Origin of the sequence: Paenibacillus silvestris, from assembly GCF_009882985.1 — a bacterium.
Classification (GTDB): domain Bacteria; phylum Bacillota; class Bacilli; order Paenibacillales; family NBRC-103111; genus Paenibacillus_E; species Paenibacillus_E silvestris.
The window spans coordinates 675605-691340 of sequence record NZ_WTUZ01000022.1 but is presented as its reverse complement, the minus strand read 5'-3'; the positions used below and the strand labels follow the sequence as shown (position 1 = coordinate 691340).

The 15736-nt window shown below is 48.0% G+C and carries 13 protein-coding genes; 2 read left to right on the top strand and 11 right to left on the bottom strand.

Features of this window, described 5'->3' with window-relative positions; translation table 11 throughout:
- Positions 1-64: 64 nt before the first annotated feature.
- The 5 genes from GQF01_RS23470 to GQF01_RS23450 form a co-directional block, all read right to left on the bottom strand.
- Positions 65-832, bottom strand: coding sequence for a DeoR/GlpR family DNA-binding transcription regulator (locus GQF01_RS23470; RefSeq protein ID WP_161409083.1), 768 nt, complete (start codon positions 830-832; stop codon positions 65-67).
- Between the two features lie 9 nt (positions 833-841).
- Positions 842-2344, bottom strand: a complete 1503-nt coding sequence (gene rhaB / locus GQF01_RS23465; RefSeq protein WP_161409909.1) for a rhamnulokinase — start codon at positions 2342-2344, stop codon at positions 842-844.
- The gene (rhaI, locus tag GQF01_RS23460) at positions 2338-3558 is read right to left on the bottom strand and encodes an L-rhamnose isomerase (RefSeq protein ID WP_161409082.1); all 1221 of its coding nucleotides are present in this window, start codon (positions 3556-3558) and stop codon (positions 2338-2340) included. Before rhaI ends, rhaB begins: the two co-directional genes overlap by 7 nt.
- Before the next feature lie 33 nt (positions 3559-3591).
- Positions 3592-5661, bottom strand: a complete 2070-nt coding sequence (locus GQF01_RS23455; protein WP_161409081.1) for a bifunctional aldolase/short-chain dehydrogenase — start codon at positions 5659-5661, stop codon at positions 3592-3594.
- Positions 5662-6507: 846 nt separating this feature from the next.
- The gene (locus GQF01_RS23450; RefSeq protein WP_161409080.1) at positions 6508-7389 is read right to left on the bottom strand and encodes a DMT family transporter; all 882 of its coding nucleotides are present in this window, start codon (positions 7387-7389) and stop codon (positions 6508-6510) included.
- A 139-nt stretch (positions 7390-7528) separates the two neighbouring features.
- Here GQF01_RS23450 and GQF01_RS23445 point away from each other — a divergent pair, with 139 nt between their 5' ends.
- Entirely contained in the window at positions 7529-8392 is an 864-nt protein-coding gene (locus GQF01_RS23445; protein WP_161409079.1) for a LysR family transcriptional regulator, read from the top strand.
- Positions 8393-8404: 12 nt separating this feature from the next.
- Here GQF01_RS23445 and GQF01_RS23440 read toward each other — a convergent pair whose 3' ends face one another.
- The 3 genes from GQF01_RS23440 to GQF01_RS23430 form a co-directional block, all read right to left on the bottom strand.
- Complete coding sequence (locus GQF01_RS23440) at positions 8405-9022, bottom strand: DUF1273 domain-containing protein (RefSeq protein WP_161409078.1); 618 nt, start codon at positions 9020-9022, stop codon at positions 8405-8407.
- 78 nt (positions 9023-9100) lie between these two features.
- Entirely contained in the window at positions 9101-10141 is a 1041-nt protein-coding gene (locus GQF01_RS23435) for a dienelactone hydrolase family protein (protein WP_161409077.1), read from the bottom strand.
- A 22-nt stretch (positions 10142-10163) separates the two neighbouring features.
- Complete coding sequence (locus tag GQF01_RS23430) at positions 10164-11447, bottom strand: Gfo/Idh/MocA family protein (RefSeq protein WP_161409076.1); 1284 nt, start codon at positions 11445-11447, stop codon at positions 10164-10166.
- 159 nt (positions 11448-11606) lie between these two features.
- On the opposite strand from GQF01_RS23430, the gene GQF01_RS23425 reads away from it, so the two are divergent.
- Positions 11607-12431 (top strand): helix-turn-helix transcriptional regulator, encoded by an 825-nt coding sequence (locus tag GQF01_RS23425; RefSeq protein WP_328803518.1) that lies wholly within the window; start codon positions 11607-11609, stop codon positions 12429-12431.
- Positions 12432-12876: 445 nt separating this feature from the next.
- Here the strand turns inward: GQF01_RS23425 and GQF01_RS23420 are convergent, their stop codons facing one another.
- The 3 genes from GQF01_RS23420 to GQF01_RS23410 all read right to left on the bottom strand — a co-directional run bounded on the left by GQF01_RS23420 (position 12877) and on the right by GQF01_RS23410 (position 15645).
- Positions 12877-13137, bottom strand: a complete 261-nt coding sequence (locus GQF01_RS23420) for a hypothetical protein (RefSeq protein WP_161409075.1) — start codon at positions 13135-13137, stop codon at positions 12877-12879.
- 50 nt (positions 13138-13187) lie between these two features.
- A complete protein-coding gene (uxaC, locus tag GQF01_RS23415; RefSeq protein WP_161409074.1) occupies positions 13188-14588 on the bottom strand; it encodes a glucuronate isomerase in 1401 nt (466 codons plus the stop codon).
- A gap of 124 nt (positions 14589-14712) precedes the next feature.
- Positions 14713-15645 (bottom strand): VanW family protein, encoded by a 933-nt coding sequence (locus tag GQF01_RS23410; protein WP_161409073.1) that lies wholly within the window; start codon positions 15643-15645, stop codon positions 14713-14715.
- Between the last annotated feature and the right edge of the window lie 91 nt (positions 15646-15736).

The following is a 15736-nucleotide window of genomic DNA, read 5'->3' as shown; positions in this document are numbered from 1 at the left end:
CTATACAAAAAACCATCCTCAGTACGCGAGAGAACATACTGGAGAATGGAAGGAACAATGTCTTCTATTCTTTATCTAGTTGGATGACGTGAACACCTTTTTCCCGAATGCGTTCCACATCCTCCTTATTGGTTAGTCCGTCTGTAATCACATGCTTAATTTCGGGCCATGCCGCGACTTGCGTCAAAGACTGCATTCCGAATTTACTGTGATCGGCTAGCAAATAGGTCTCATCAGCAATAGAGATCATTTTGCGCTTAATAAGCGCTTGAAGCTCGTTAGACTCGCTAATACCACGTTGAATATGAACCCCTTTGCAAGAAAGGAAAAGTTTATGGACATGGTACATGTCCAGCGACCTTTCCGCTAGTGGTCCTACATAGGACAACGATTTCGGCGAGAGAAGTCCTCCAGTTGATATCACCTGGATTTTCTCTTTGCCGCTAACCTCGAGCGCGACTTTCATCGAATTCGTAAGGATGGTTAGCTGCATATCCGGAATCAATTTGGCCATATACCAAGCTGTTGTGCTGGCATCCAAAATGATTCGATCGCCTTCGCGAATATGCGATACGGCTTCCTTCGCAATAGCGCTCTTGAAATCAGCATGCGCCGTTTCTCTTTCCAAGAAAGGTACTTCTGACTGCGCTTCCTTCACACTCACGGCACCGCCATGGCTGCGCATCAGCTTGCCTTCGCTTTCTAGCCGATCCAAATCTCTTCGAATTGTCTCTTCCGTCACTTGACACAGCTCGCTGAGCTCTGTCACTCGAATACTTCCTCTTTCATTTACTAACTGAACGATTCTCTGCCATCTTTCCGCTACCAGCATCGTCTTCCCTCATTTCATCCTCGATCGGGACGCCACCTGACAAAATGTTGCATACGCCGCCTGCCAACCCGCAGCATCCTCGGGGATGTACGTTTTGACCGGGAACGAATTCCGAATCAGCTTCCTGGCTTCGCGCAAATTCGCGATATACCCTAATGCTATCCATTGTACTACAAGGTTTCCTAAGGCACTACCCTCGACAGGACCAGCCCAAACCTCGCGACCTGTAGCGCTCGCCGTGAATTGACAGAGCAGCTCATTTTGAATGCCGCCGCCAACAATGTGAAGTCCAGGGTACGTAACACCCGTAAGCTGCTCGGTCCATTCCAGCACAAACCTATATTTAAGCGCCAGGCTTTCTAGAATGCAGCGTGCGATTTCGCCTTCGGATTGCGGGACAACCTGCTGGGTATCCCGGCAATACTGCTGAATTTGCTTCGGCATATGCTGCGGATTGAGGAACATGTCATCATCCGGATCGATGAATGATTGGAAAGGCTTCGCTTGCTCAGCAAGCTTGACGAGAGTGGCAAAGCTGAGGTTTTTGCCTTCTTTATCCCACGTCCGTTTACACTCTTGGATCAACCACAGTCCCATGATGTTCTTCAGCAAACGATTCGTGCCATACACGCCGCCTTCGTTCGTGAAATTCCAAGCCAAAGCCTGTTCGGTTAAGACAGGTTCCATTGTTTCTGTTCCGAGCAAGGACCAAGTCCCACAGCTTAGGAAAGCAAAATGATCGTCCAGCGCAGGAACCGCAACAACGGCTGAAGCCGTATCGTGCTCGCCTACAGCAATGACAGGAATGGAAGCAACATCAAGATCGGTGCATATATCTTCAGTTAATGAACCTACCCGTGTACCTGACGCTACTGGATCCAGCAACAAACGGGCTGGAAGTTCAAGCTGCTCAAGAAGCTCTGCATCCCACGTCTTCGTCGTAGCATTCAAGAGCTGAGTGGTCGTGGAGTTCGTGAATTCACTATGCTTTTCCCCAGTCAGAAAATAGCGGAGCAAATCTGGAATCATGAGCAGTGTTGCCGCACGTTCCAACAGTTCCGGGTTTCTTTCTTTGATTGCAGCGAGTTGAAAAATCGAGTTGAATTGCAGAAACTGGAGCCCCGTTTTGGCATAAAGCTTTTCGCGTCCTACTAATGCGAACACCTTATCCATCGCATGATCCGTCTGGTGATCACGATAATGATAAGGATTGCCTAACAGCTCGCCGTTCTGGGAAAGCAGACCGAAATCAACTGCCCAGGAGTCAATCGCCAAACTTTCGATATCTGTGTAACCTAGCTGCTTCGTCTGCAAAATGCCTTGTTTCAACTCATGAAACAAGCGCAGAATGTCCCAGTGAAGATGGTCGCCCACCTTCACTGGATCATTCGGAAAGCGGTGAATCTCCTCGATCGTCACTTGGCCCGCTTCAGAATCAAGGCGTCCGACGATCGCTCTGCCGCTGCTTGCTCCCAAATCAAAGGCCAGAACGCTTGAGGGTTTACTCACCAGCTCGCACCGCCTTTGCCACGCACGTTAATGCTTTCATCGTAGCCGCTTTCCAGGTAAGCTTTCATCGGATCAACCGGCACGCCGATTTCTTCGCGAACAGCTTGCAGCAGCGGTGTCACGTCGAATTCGAATGCTTTCCGAACCGCATCTTCCGCACCAAGGACGTCTTGACGCTCTTGCGCATCTCTCACTTCATCCAGGTTGATGAGAAGAGCTTTGGCATATTGCGTTTGAACGTTCAGGACAGAACGCAGCATCGCTGGAATTTTGCGCTCGATATTATGGCTTTGATCAATCATGTACGCAATGTTGTTGGCCGCCTGGCGGATTTGCGGGTTTTTATCGTTCGCCGCATCAATGATTTGGTAGAAAATCAGGAACAATTCGTATGGATTCACGGAGCCTACGATCAAATCGTCATCCCCATATTTGCGGGAATTGAAGTGGAAGCCGCCAAGTTTATTTTCATCTAACAAATAAGTCACGATGTGCTCAATGTTGGTACCTTGCGGGTGGTGGCCTGTGTCTACAAGCACTTCAGCTTGAGGACCCAATTTGTTCGCCATGTTGAACGCCATACCCCAATCTGCCAAATCTGTGTGGTAGAAGGCAGGCTCATAGAATTTGTATTCAATCAACATTCGCATGTTAGGCGACATTGCGTTGTACATCTCTTTGAGTGACTCATACATCCAAGTTTTGCGAGCGCGAATATCCACTTGGCCCGGGTAGTTGGAACCGTCTGCGAACCAGAGACTCAACACATCAGAGCCAACGGTTTTGGCGATGTCTACGCACTCCAGCAAATGATCCGTCGCTTTGCGGCGAATCGCTGCGTTCGAATTCGTCACGCTTCCGAAGATATAATCATCTTCTTGGAAGAGGTTCGGATTCACCGCTCCAATGGAAACGCCCAAATCAGCTGCATGCTGCTTCAGTTTCGCGTAATCGTCCACTTTATCCCAAGGAATGTGGATCGCCACCGACGGGCAAACACCCGTCAGTTTATGAACCTGCGCAGCATCCTCGAATTTCTCAAAAGGATTACGTGGCACACCGTTTTGCTTGTACACTTTGAAGCGAGTTCCAGAATCCCCGTAACCCCAGGATGGAGTTTCTACTTTAAGGGCTTTCAGCTTGGCTTTTACAGCAGTCAGATCAATACCTCTACTTGCTTGCAGCTCTTCAAACAGTGCATATGCTTTATCACTCATCGGATAATAGCCTCCTTTTGGATATGGAACGAATTAACGGGTAAATGCAGCTGGAACGCCGCCGTCAACGGTAATCATGCAGCCTGTCGTTTTCTCAGCTTTGGAAGATGAGAAGTACACGATAGCTTCCGCAACGTCTTTCGGGAAAATGTTAACAAGCAATGTTGTTCTTTTGCGGTAGTGCTCTTCGAGTTGATCTGGTTCAATGCCGTAAGCCGCAGCGCGCTCATTGCGCCAATTGGAATTCCAAATCGCGGAACCTTGGAGAATGGCATCTGGCAGTACAGAGTTCACGCGAATGCCGTATTCGCCGCCCTCAGCTGCGATACAACGCGCCAAGTGAATTTCAGCCGCTTTCGCTGTTGAGTAAGCAGAGGCATTTTTCCCTGCAAATACCGAGTTTTTGGAGCCGACGAATACCATGCTGCCGCCAACACTTTGCTTTTTCATAATCTTAAAAGCTTCTCTAGCAACCAAGAAATATCCTGTGCTGAGCACGTTCATGTTCAGGTTCCACTCTTTAAGGGACGTTTCATCGAATGGACTTGATGTCGCAAGACCCGCGTTATTCACGATAACATCAATACCGCCGTAGCTAAGGATCGAATCGCGGTAAGCCGCTTCCACATCTTCTTCCTTCGTTACATCCATTTTCACAGCAATTGCTCTGTTCTCACCATATTGCTCGTTCAGCTCAGCTGCCAACTTCTGTGCGCCTTCCAGATTCAAGTCAGCCAGCACAACATGCGCGCCTTCTTTGAGGAATTGACGAGCGGTAACACTTCCGATCCCGCCTGCTCCACCAGTGATGAAAGCAATTTTACGTGAGAATTCCGCTTCTGCAGGTGCAAGTGTCAATTTGTAAAGTTCAAGCGGCCAGTATTCCACATTATAGGACTCATTTTCGCTCAAGGAAACGAAAGTTCCAAGTGCTGTAGCGCCTCTCATAACGGAGATTGCACGGTGGTAAAGCGCGCCGCTGACTTGCGCCATAGCCCAGCTTTTGCCTGTGTTAATCATCCCAATGCCTGGGATCAAAATAACGCGAGGAGCCGTTTCGAAAATAACATCGCCTTCATTTTTGTTGCGTTCGAAGTACGCTTTGTACTCTTCCTTGTATGCAGCAATGCCAGCTTGCAAAGCTTCTGTCAAGGAAGCAGCATCACGGGAATTCGGATTCCAGTCGATGTACAGCGGCTTCATTTTTGTGTGAACCAAGTGATCCGGACAAGCTGCGCCTACTTGCGACAAGACGGCTGCCTCTTTGCTGTTAACAAACTTCAAGACATCATCAGCACTGTCCACGGTAAGGATCATTTTCTTCTCTTTGCTTACAGCTCCGCGAACCGTTGGCAGCACTTGCGCCAGAATATCGTTGCGCTCAGAATCGGACAGGGACTCGTATTTGGAGCCTCCGTACAGGTTGGCCTCCTGAACTCGCGCTTCGATAAAGCTTTCAGCTTCATTGATGATGGCAAGTGTTTTGAGGTAACTCTCCTCGGATGTTTCGCCCCAAGTGACCAGACCATGCTTCTCCATCAATACTAGCTCAGCGTTTGGATTGTTTCTTACGCCTTCAGCGATCATTTTGGAAAGTGTGAAGCCAGGACGTACATAAGGTACCCATACGAAGCGGTCGCCGTAGATTTCTTTTGCCAGCTCACGGCCATTGTGTGCGCAGCATAGCGAGATAATCGCGTCTGGATGCGTGTGATCTACGTGTTTGAATGGTAGGAAAGCATGCAAAAGTGTCTCAATGGAAGCACGTGGATGCTTGCTGTCGATCATGCAGTTCACCAAGTAAGCCACCATTTCTTCGTCGGACATTTCGTCTCTTTCGTACAAAGGACGGATGTCTTCCATACGAAGACCTGTGAAATTCTTTGCTTTCATCGTCGCAAGGTCAGAGCCGCTTCCTTTCACCCACATCACTTCAACGTCACGTCCACGGAAATCTTTTTCGATCGTTTTGTAGGATGTATTGCCTCCGCCCCAGTTCGCAACAGCACGATCTGTTCCTAGTAAGTTGGAGCGGTAAACCAATTCCTCTACGCCTTTTGATACGTTATTCGCCTTTTCTGCTTCCCACAAATTCGCAACCATAAGTATCCTCCTAGTATAGGGACCTCTGAGCGCTGCCCAAAGTCTCTCCTCTTCACATCCCATGATGTGTTTGTTTTTGATGGTTTTATCGTATCACATCTTTGTTTATTTTTGAATAATTATTTTTGTCTTTGTTTATCTTTGATTAAAAGAAGGAGTAAAGACGCCTCCTTGGAGGGCACTGGAGCTGTTGATAGCTCAGAGTTCCGCCGCAATGGGTTCAGAACTAATTTGCTTGCAGGGAATGGGACCGCGTGCCCTTCTGGGATGACTGAGACTAGCCCTTAAAGCATAAAAAAGCCTGGCTAGATTCAATCCGCCAGACTTTCGTATATGCTACTTTTCTAACCTGCCATCATCCATCTCACTAATCTCCACACAGTCACCTTCTACTTCATCTTAGGGGAACTTGCGTCCCCTATTTAAAGTAAAACAAGCTGTTTCCTCTCTGAGCGGAACTGCAGGATCTTATTCCCTGTCCATGCCACGCTTTGTTGATGAAATTGGCAAAATAGCGGATCGTAGTTCCTCGGACTGTTGGAAAATGCCGCTTTTCTGTGAAATAGCGGCCTGTAGTTCCTCCCTCAGAGGAGGACTGTCACAAGAGCAGCCCTCCCGCAACTTTCATTGGATGAATTCCAATCAAAGCTGCCAATTTGCCGCCGAAATGGCGAACTCGTTGGACAAAATCCAACGAGTTCGCCATGTTTCCACTGTTTCATCGCCTTCTCGAGTGCTCTCATTGGATTCCATCCAACGAAAGCTCAATTTCGACTAGAAAATCCCCCATCTCATTGGATTTCATCCAATTGAAATTGATCTCCTTTTCACCGGCGCACAGCCGATTTACCGAGCCCGCACCAACCGCTCTCCCGAGCCAGCCTTCCCTTCCCAATTCACCAAAAAGATGCCCACACAAATAAAAGCACCACCCAATCCGACATACCAAGCGACCTTCTCACCAAGCAGCAACCAGCTAGAGAGCAGCCCGAACACAGGAACTAAGAACAAGAAAGCACTCGTTTTGGCAGGGTCTCCGCTGCGAAGCAGATAAAACCACAGGGAGAATTGCACAATCGACCCCATAATGACAAGCCAGAGCAACACGACAACAGACTTAGATGTAAAAGTAAAATGCGGATGTTCCGTCACTGCTCCCAGAAGAAGAAGCACAATGCCTCCAGCAAGCATTTGGTACGCGGCTAGTACCATCATATCGAAACTCGCTCCCCACTGTTTAATGAGCAAGGTAGATGCAGCAAAGAATATGGCACCGAGGAAGCCAATTAACATTCCCGCCTGAAAGTTCAGTTGCAGTCCGAAGGTAACGACCACTCCGATGAACCCAAGGGCTACACCGAGCCATTGCCGCCCTCGATATTTGACTCCCGTCAGGAAAGTGCCCAAAACGATTACGAGCAGAGGGTTCGTACAAGTGATGATCGAAGACTCGCCCGAGCTAATCCAATGCATGCTGTAATAGGCACAGCCCATCACACCCGCTGATTGCAATAAGCCGATCAAGCCTGCTTGCCCCCACATTTTCAAACTGGAGGGCCGTGGCTTTTTCCTCACGATGAGTGCTAATATGCCTCCAGCCAGAGCAAAGCGGATACCCATCAGGAAGAACGGCGTCGAATAATCCAGCCCGACCTTACCTACAGGAAAAGCGACCCCCATCACAAATGTTGTGACAAGGATAAGCGCTATATATTTATATTTGTTCATCTGAAAAAACCTCCCAATCAACAAGATGATCTCATTGTAAAGGAGGTCTGAAATTATGTATAATGATTGCTAAAGATATTTGAAATCATAATTAATGATACCAAAGACATTCACATATACGCACAGGAGGATCATAACGATGGAAAGCTCAGATTTGCGAGTGTTTCAAATGGTTGCCCGGGAGGGTTCCGTTACCAAAGCTGCGGGACGCCTCGGTTACGTGCAATCCAATATTACGGCTCGAATTCAACAGTTGGAATCTGAACTGCAAACGGTCCTCTTTTCCCGACATAACCGGGGCATGTCCTTAACTTCTAGTGGCAAAACCTTACTCACCTATGCGGATAAAATCGTTGGTCTGCTGGATGAGGCTGTCCTGGCACTTTCTTCAACAGGTGAACCTAGCGGCCCGCTTTTGATTGGTTCCACACAGACTGCAGCAGCCGTCCGCCTCCCTAAACTGCTTGCCTCTTACTATGAGCAGCACTCTAATGTACAGCTCTCTTTAACAACTGGGCATACGCAATTCCTAATTGAAAAGGTGCTTCACTATGAGCTCGATGGCGCTTTCATCGGTTGTTCCTGTACGCATCCTGACTTGCTGTCCACTCAGGCATATGAAGAGGAATTGGTTATCACTGCTGGGCCTGGCGTTGCCACACTTTCCGAAGCCTTGACGAAGCCTATCCTTGTCTTCAACACAGGCTGTTCTTATCGCGACGTTCTGGATCAGTGGCTGCAGTCCATTGGCAAAATACAACCAATCCTGATGGAATTCGGTATGCTTGAAGCTATCATTGGTGGAATATCCGCAGGACTAGGGATCTCGCTCATGCCCAAAGCGGTCATACAGAAACACGAAAGGGAAGGTTTACTTCGCACCTTTGCCATTCCAGAGCCTTACCGTTTCATCAAAACGGAATTTATTACGCGCAAGGATGCTTTTATTAGCAGTTCATTAAGCGCTTTTGTCGGCATGCTGCCGGAAGCTGCCCAGGCGTAAGATACCTAACGCTTAAATTTCCTCATAATCGGTGGGACCGCTTGGATGCTGGGCATCCATGTCCCCCCACTGATCGCCGTGCTCAACATCCTGTTCATCTTCGGCGACATTTTGCAAATCTGCGGCATTAATCGTGATGATTGGGTAATCGTGCTTAGCAGCAATCTGCGCAGCTTGCAGTTTCATGAACTTCGGAGACCCTTCTGTATCCTCATCGTAGACAAGAAGAATGCCGTCCGAATTGCGCAGCAGGAACTTGTCCCGTTCTTTAAACTGCCAAGGTCCCTCATATTTCGTTTTCGTGATGCTATTTACGTAATTAGCCCGAGTTATAACGCTCGTGTAGCTATTCTTTTTGTCATCGCTCCACTTCTCTTCTTGCTCCAAAAAAGGCGTGATGACAGCCAATTTAAGCTCTGGATAGGTGCTGGCCCTAAGGTCAAGAACGGCTTCCGCCGCCCACAGCTCGACGCCCCATCCGCCACTGACGACAACCCATTCAAGTCCCTCTTCAATCAGCGGAGTAAGTCTCTTTTGGATTGCTTTTTTAATAATTGAAATGCCTGGATGTTTTAATGAAAAAATGCCTAGCTCTGATGCTTTATATCCTGTAATTAATATTCTTTTCAAAAGAAGCACACCACCTTGTTAACTCTCCCTAAAGGGTAGCATAGAAAGATAGCGATAGAAAGCAGAAAGAGCCGCCGGTTAATTACCGGACAGCTCTTTGCTCATAGCCTCGACAAGCCAAGGATACGCCTGGCTCCCATTCACTTCGTGCTTACCCTCGTATAGATGGAATCCCAACCGCTCAGCCGCACCAGCTCGCGTGTACTCGCCCTTCAATTGCTCAATCGCTACTTCCGTCGTAGCTACCGGGAAAATCCGATCTTGCCTGCCAGAAGCAATGAATAACGAACGAGGTGCAATTAGCCCCATTAAGTCAGGCAGCTCCGCGTAGGCCAGCGCGCCTGGCAAGTAGTTGTCAATGCAGTGCCGAAGATGCATAATGCTGCCCTTGAACGTATTCGGAAATGCGCATAACACGGTAGCTTTGACGCGTTCATCCAAAGCTGCTGCGTAAGAAGCAATTAAGGCACCGCCTGAGAAGCCAAAGCAGCCTACGCTGTCGCCTTCGACATCCTCGCGCGTCAGCAGATAATCGATGGCTCGCTGCGCTTCCTGCACGCGCAGCCCTGCCAGCGATATGCCATACAGCAGCAGATGGGAAGCAAGCGCTTGGCAAGAAGAGTTGCCAACTTTCCCATCCTTCAGCTCCTCGGCCAATCGGCGATCGCCGAAACCGATAATTTCCGGCACCATGACGATGAAGCCGCGTTTCACTAATTCAAGTGCATAATTGCCATGAGAATCCGGTTCTCCGGTATTTTCGGTGCCATCTGCATGCATACCGGAAATCTGCCTGCTGCCATAGCCATGCCCATGCAGGGCAAGGACAGCGGCTGATCGCTCTTTTTTACCCTTGGGGATTAGCACATAAGCAGGGACACGGAAACCCGATACAGTCCCAAATTCGATTCGCTCCTGAATATGATCCTTCCGTTCGACACGCTCAAGGAGAACAGGACTAAGCTCATCCTTCGTCATCAATCCTATCTGCAACGAATTAGCTAGCCCTTGCTTAAGCCTCTCCCTAGTCTGGTCAGCACTCTCTTCCCTCATCTGCGCTAGACGTTTCTGCTCATAGGAGAGATAGAGATTCTCCATGATGGCATCTGGATTCCACATACCGTCTCCTCACTCTCATTTGTTAAAAAGTGACTAGCTTATCGACCGCAACGGGTTGTCCTGTGCGCAGTGAAATGTTGCCCGCGATGCCAGTAAGGATGGACATAGCGCCGTCTACATGAGAGGCTGCTCTTTGGAAGCGATCGTCCGATGCTTTTTCAAAAATATCACGAAGCAGCACAGGGTCTCCGCCACCGTGACCGCCAACGCCTTCTTCAATTTGAACCTGATAAGGGGCTGCGAACATAGGGAATACCTTAATCGTTTTCTCCTTCAAAGCGCCTTCGTCTTCTTTTTTGCCGCCGGAATTGACGTAGGATTGCTCAACGACTCTCATTTCAATACGGCCTTTACTGCCGTTAATATGCACGTTAAAGCCTTCCCATGGCATGTAAGCATTCAGAGAGTAGGTGAGAATCGCTTTATTTTTGTAGCGAACCATTACGCCCATCGTATCTTCGATGCTAATCCCGTCGCCGAAAACACTTTGATCGCGCTGATAGCCGTCTTCATGCTCCGCATTTAAATATAAGCCTTTGAGGTGCTCGTTCTTATCCAAATGCAGTGCAAACGGATCATCCTTCGCATTCTCGTTGCCTGTCGCGCGTTGATAGAACTTGGTCTCGCCACGTTTCTCGGCATTTTCTCTGCCGTAGAACATCAATCCACCCATTGCATAAACTGTTTCAGGACGTGTTCCCAACCAGAAGTTCACGAGGTCAAAATGATGCGTCGATTTGTGTACGAGCAGACCGCCGCCATTGCGCTTATCCCGGTGCCATCTGCGGAAATAGTCCGCCCCATGCTGGGTATTCAGCAGCCACTCGAAGTGCACGGAGTGAACGTCGCCAATGGTTCCATCCATAATCAGCTCGCGGATTTTCGTATTGTGCGGTGCATACCGGTAATTGAAGGTTACGCGAAGCTGACGACCTGTCCGCTTGATGGCGTCGAGAATCTCTTGACACTTCTCTTCATCCACCGTCATCGGTTTCTCCGAAATCACATCGCAACCTAGCTCCATCGCTTTAATAATGTACGTGTGGTGCGTGCGATCAACGGAAGTTACAATGACATAATCCGGTTTTTCTCTACGGATCATCTCTTCGAATTCATGTGCTTTATACGTAGGGACAGCCTTATATTCGTATTTTTTTTGCAGCAAACCGTTTGTAAAATCCATTCTCGTTTGATTAATATCGCAGATGGCAACCAATTCAGATGTATCTTGGAAATCCCTTACAATAGCGCCATAGAAAAATTCGGCCCGTCCTCCGGTGCCGACGACTGCATAACGTTTTTTCATAACCGGTTAAGCCCCTCTCGAGATTAAGTTTTCTTACCTCAAGATTAATACAATATTTGCTGTGTTTCTAATCAAATCTTATCTAATGTCTTTCAATCCTTGCATATTTTGCTATAATAACAGTACATTTTAGTTTGAGTGATCGAAGAGGTGTCCCTTGTGATCCAATATGAAATTGAAAGACTGCGCAGAGATCGTCCCTACTCCATGCAGGTGAATCATTTCCATGATCATTATGAAATCTACTATTTGCTCAGTGGCAAACGCTATTACTTTATACAAGATCGGTCGTACTTCATTCAGGAAGGCGATCTCGTTTTTATCGATAAAAATCAGCTGCACAAAACACGAAATGTCGACGAAGAGACTCATGAGCGCATTTTGCTCAGCTTCGATGATCGATGGATTCGCTCCATTGGTGAGGATGCGTCCACGCACCTGCTTGTGCCTTTTGTGCAAAAGCAGCATGTATTCTCGCTGAGCGGTACGAATCGTACCCTCGTTGAGAATCTGCTGTTTCAACTGCTTCGGGAGCAGCAGCAAGCGCTCGGTGGGTGGCAATTAAACAGCCGCGCGCTGTTTACGCAGCTGTTGATCTTCTGCTCACGTATGACGGACAGGATCAGCACGGCGCAAGATCACGCGCCGCAATCCCACAATCCCAAAATTTTTGAAATTGTGGCTTATATCAACGAGCATTACCGGAATCGGCTGACGCTTGCTTCGATCTCGGAGACGTTTTATATCAGTCCCAGCTATTTTTGCCGATCTTTTAAAGAGACGACGGGATTCTCATTCGTTGAATACTTGAACAATGTGCGGATTCGGGAAGCTCAGCGTCTGCTACGAGAAACGAAGCTGAAGGTGATTCACATTGCGGAGCAGTCCGGCTTCGATAGCGTCGCCCATTTCGGCCGCGTGTTTAAGCAGGTCACTTCGCAGACGCCGCTTGAGTGCCGGAAGCTGATGCGGCTCAGCCAGTAGTTGGTGGGTGGATCGCGTTGGATGGAGAGAGATGGAGTAGATGGGGAGTAGATGGGGAGTAGATGGGGAGTAGATGGAGAGAAACTGGAGAATAACTGGAAAAAGTACTGTTAATTTTCCCTTTCGAGAATGCTAATGCAAATTAGATGGAAATTCTACCTCTAATTTCCTTGAAATGGCATGATCTGAGGATATGCGATTGAATTAGCAGGAGAATTTCCATCTATTTGGAATTAACTAGTAAAATTGTACGATATTAACAGGATAATTTCCTGTTATTTTGATTGTGCATGGTGATTGATGCTGATATTGGTGGATGCTACTTGAGAGTATGCCTTAAGACTAGTTAGTGTTAGGGGCCTGCTACTCCTGTTTGGTGGCTGCTGCTGGGAATGATGATGCTACTTGAGAGTATGCCTTAAGACTAGTTAGTGTTAGGGACCTGCTACTCCTGTTTGGTAGCTGTTGCTGGTAATGATGATGCTACTTGAGAGTAGGGGCTTGTGACTAGTTGTATGGGGTTTGCTAGTTGCATGGCCTTGCTAGTTGCACTTGTTTCGTGCTTGCAGCTTGCAGCTGCTTCGCGGCGGTGGCTTGTAACACCGTGCTTCTTACTGGCTGTTATACAACCCAGCAGCTCGCGATCCCCCTCACCACCTCCCCCCACCTGCTCACAAGCGCGCCAAGCCGCGCGTCCACAAAACAAAAAAGGCTCCCCACAAGCAGATAACTCTACTTGTGGGAAGCCTTTATCTTTTAAAACGCAAAATATTGTTTCGCGTTATTGTAGGAAATGCCCTGAACCAACTGCTTGAGCAGCTGCTCATCGTTGGGGAACTCGCCGTCTTCCACCCATTCGCCGATCATGTTGCACAAAATTCTGCGGAAATAATCATGTCGCGTGTACGACAAGAAGCTTCTGGAGTCGGTAAGCATGCCGACGAAACGACCAAGCAAACCGAAGTTGCCGAGCGATTTCATCTGTGAAACCATGCCGTCTTTCGTATCGTTAAACCACCAAGCGGCGCCAAGCTGAATTTTGCCAGGGATCCCGTCACCTTGGAAGCTGCCCATCAGCGAAGCAAGAATTTCATTATCACGCGCGTTCAATGAGTACAAAATGGTTCTTGGCAGCGAATCCGCTACAGCTAGAGAGGACAGTAAACCAGTAAGCGCGCTAGCTACAGGGCTATCGTTGATGGAATCAAATCCTGTGTCCGGTCCGAGTGTTGCAAAAGCTTGTCCATTATTGTTACGGGACGCGTTGATATGGTACTGCATCGCCCAATCCAGCTTTTTATAAATGCCGCCTAGGAACAACAACGTGAATGCTTTATATTTTTTCTCATCTTCCAAACTAACTGCGTTACCAGCCAGGGCCGATTTGAAAATCTGTTCAACTTCTTCTTTGGTCGCCACCGCAAAAGGCACGTAATCCAAAGCATGGTCAGACACTTTACAGCCTACGGAATTAAAAAATTCAGCTCTGCTCTCAAGCCCTGCAAGCAGGTCGTCGTAAGAGGAGATCGTGAGGCCTGCCGCTTTTTCCAATTGAGCGATCCACGGAAGGAACGTAGCCCGGTTAATTTCAAGCGCTTTGTCAGGGCGGAAAGACGGCAGCACTTGGGTTTGGAAATCTTTGATTTCCTTGATTTTGATGTGATACTCCAAGGAATCAATAGGATCATCCGTTGTGCAGATGACGGTTACTTTGGAATTCGTGATCAGGTCCCTGGCGCGTGAACCGCCTTCAGCCAGCTTCGCGTTCACTTTTTCCCAAATGGCAGGCGCATTCTGTTCATTGATCAGGTCGTTCACACCAAAGTAGGTGCGAAGCTCCATGTGGGACCAGTGGTACAGCGGGTTGCCGATTGCCATTGGCAGCGTACCTGCCCAAGCAACGAAACGATCATAATCGCTAGCTTCGCCAGTAACTTTATTCTCTTCAACGCCGTTAGCGCGCATCATTCTCCACTTATAGTGGTCGCCGTATAGCCAAGCTTCCGTAATGTTATTGAATTGTTTATTTTCATAAATCTCTTTTGGGCTCAAGTGGCAGTGATAGTCAATAATCGGCAGATCTTTGGCATATTCGTGGAACAAATGAACAGCGGTTTCATTAGTAAGTAGGAAGTTTTCATCTAAAAACGTTTTCATAAAGCGAATTTCCACCTTTCTCGACCTGAATGATCTGCCCTTTATTTTAGCCGAAGGTGGAAGTGAAGTCTTGTGATTTTTTGCTTTAATTTTGTGAAATATGCATATATTGACCTCTCATCGTCTAAGAGTCTGAATTTCCAGCTTCTGCTCCTGCCGTTATTTCTTCCGGGATCGCTTTGGAAGCGCCCGGGACGTGCCGCGGCTTATGATTAATCAACTCCGAGGAGTAGATGCTGACATAGACTCTGCCCGGCAGAGCCTGTGCTCTGATGAGGATCGGTTGATTATAGTTATTTTTGAAGCTGAAATCCGGCCCCCCCCAATTCACCGTCGCGTCTCTTCCTGAAGGTACGTAGGGCACAGATCTGCTGTGGGAGTACCTTTCTACAATCGTAAGACCCGCCCGATCCGCCGCATTAAAAAGGGTCGAAGAGGTTTGACAAATACCGCCGCCGATCCCTTCAGAAAATTCTCCTCTGACAATGACTTTCGCAGGCATATAACCTCTTCCACGCGTTCGAACACCAACCACCCGGTTGAAGGAGAACGTTTCGTTCGGGAGGACTACGTAATTGTTAATCGCCTGAGTAGCAAGCTTAATATTCGTGAAGCGGTGCTTATTATTGGAATTAAAATACGTCACATAATAGCCGATTGGATGCACTCGGATGCTCGCAAGCAGCTCACTATCTACTTTCGGATAAATAGGCTGTACGGGAACATCGAATTTCAAAGGTCCCTCACTGTAAAACTGCCTGTAAAATTGTTCCACGAATGCGCGCCGATTCAATTGTGCTCCTGGAATTTCTTTCACAATCCCTCCCGCATCGCTAATCGTCGCGTTGACGGGCTTCCGGTACGCTTTCTTCTCCATTTCAGTCACAAGACGATCCAATCGTTCATTATTGATCAACGGCACGTCAACATAATCAAGTCTGTAAGCCTCACGCTGCACATTGGCTTGAATTTGAGAACTTTCATCCTTGGTTGTCTGATCGGCCATTTCATTCATCTGCATGAAAAGCATGAGACCCGCAATCCATCCCTGCATCATCAATTCATCACCCCTCCCCTATTGTAAACAATTGAAAATTTTCCATACCAAATAACGCAATTCCTAGCTGTAATGTAAAAAGAACCCCCCT

Coding starts and splice junctions, on each gene's coding strand:
- GQF01_RS23430 (WP_161409076.1), bottom strand. CDS start 11,447: ATGAAAAAACGTTATGCAGTCGTCGGCACCGGAGGACGGGCCGAATTT.
- GQF01_RS23450 (WP_161409080.1), bottom strand. CDS start 7,389: ATGAACAAATATAAATATATAGCGCTTATCCTTGTCACAACATTTGTG.
- uxaC (WP_161409074.1), bottom strand. CDS start 14,588: ATGAAAACGTTTTTAGATGAAAACTTCCTACTTACTAATGAAACCGCT.
- GQF01_RS23445 (WP_161409079.1), top strand. CDS start 7,529: ATGGAAAGCTCAGATTTGCGAGTGTTTCAAATGGTTGCCCGGGAGGGT.
- rhaI (WP_161409082.1), bottom strand. CDS start 3,558: ATGAGTGATAAAGCATATGCACTGTTTGAAGAGCTGCAAGCAAGTAGA.
- GQF01_RS23410 (WP_161409073.1), bottom strand. CDS start 15,645: ATGATGCAGGGATGGATTGCGGGTCTCATGCTTTTCATGCAGATGAAT.
- GQF01_RS23455 (WP_161409081.1), bottom strand. CDS start 5,661: ATGGTTGCGAATTTGTGGGAAGCAGAAAAGGCGAATAACGTATCAAAA.
- GQF01_RS23435 (WP_161409077.1), bottom strand. CDS start 10,141: ATGTGGAATCCAGATGCCATCATGGAGAATCTCTATCTCTCCTATGAG.
- GQF01_RS23470 (WP_161409083.1), bottom strand. CDS start 832: ATGCTGGTAGCGGAAAGATGGCAGAGAATCGTTCAGTTAGTAAATGAA.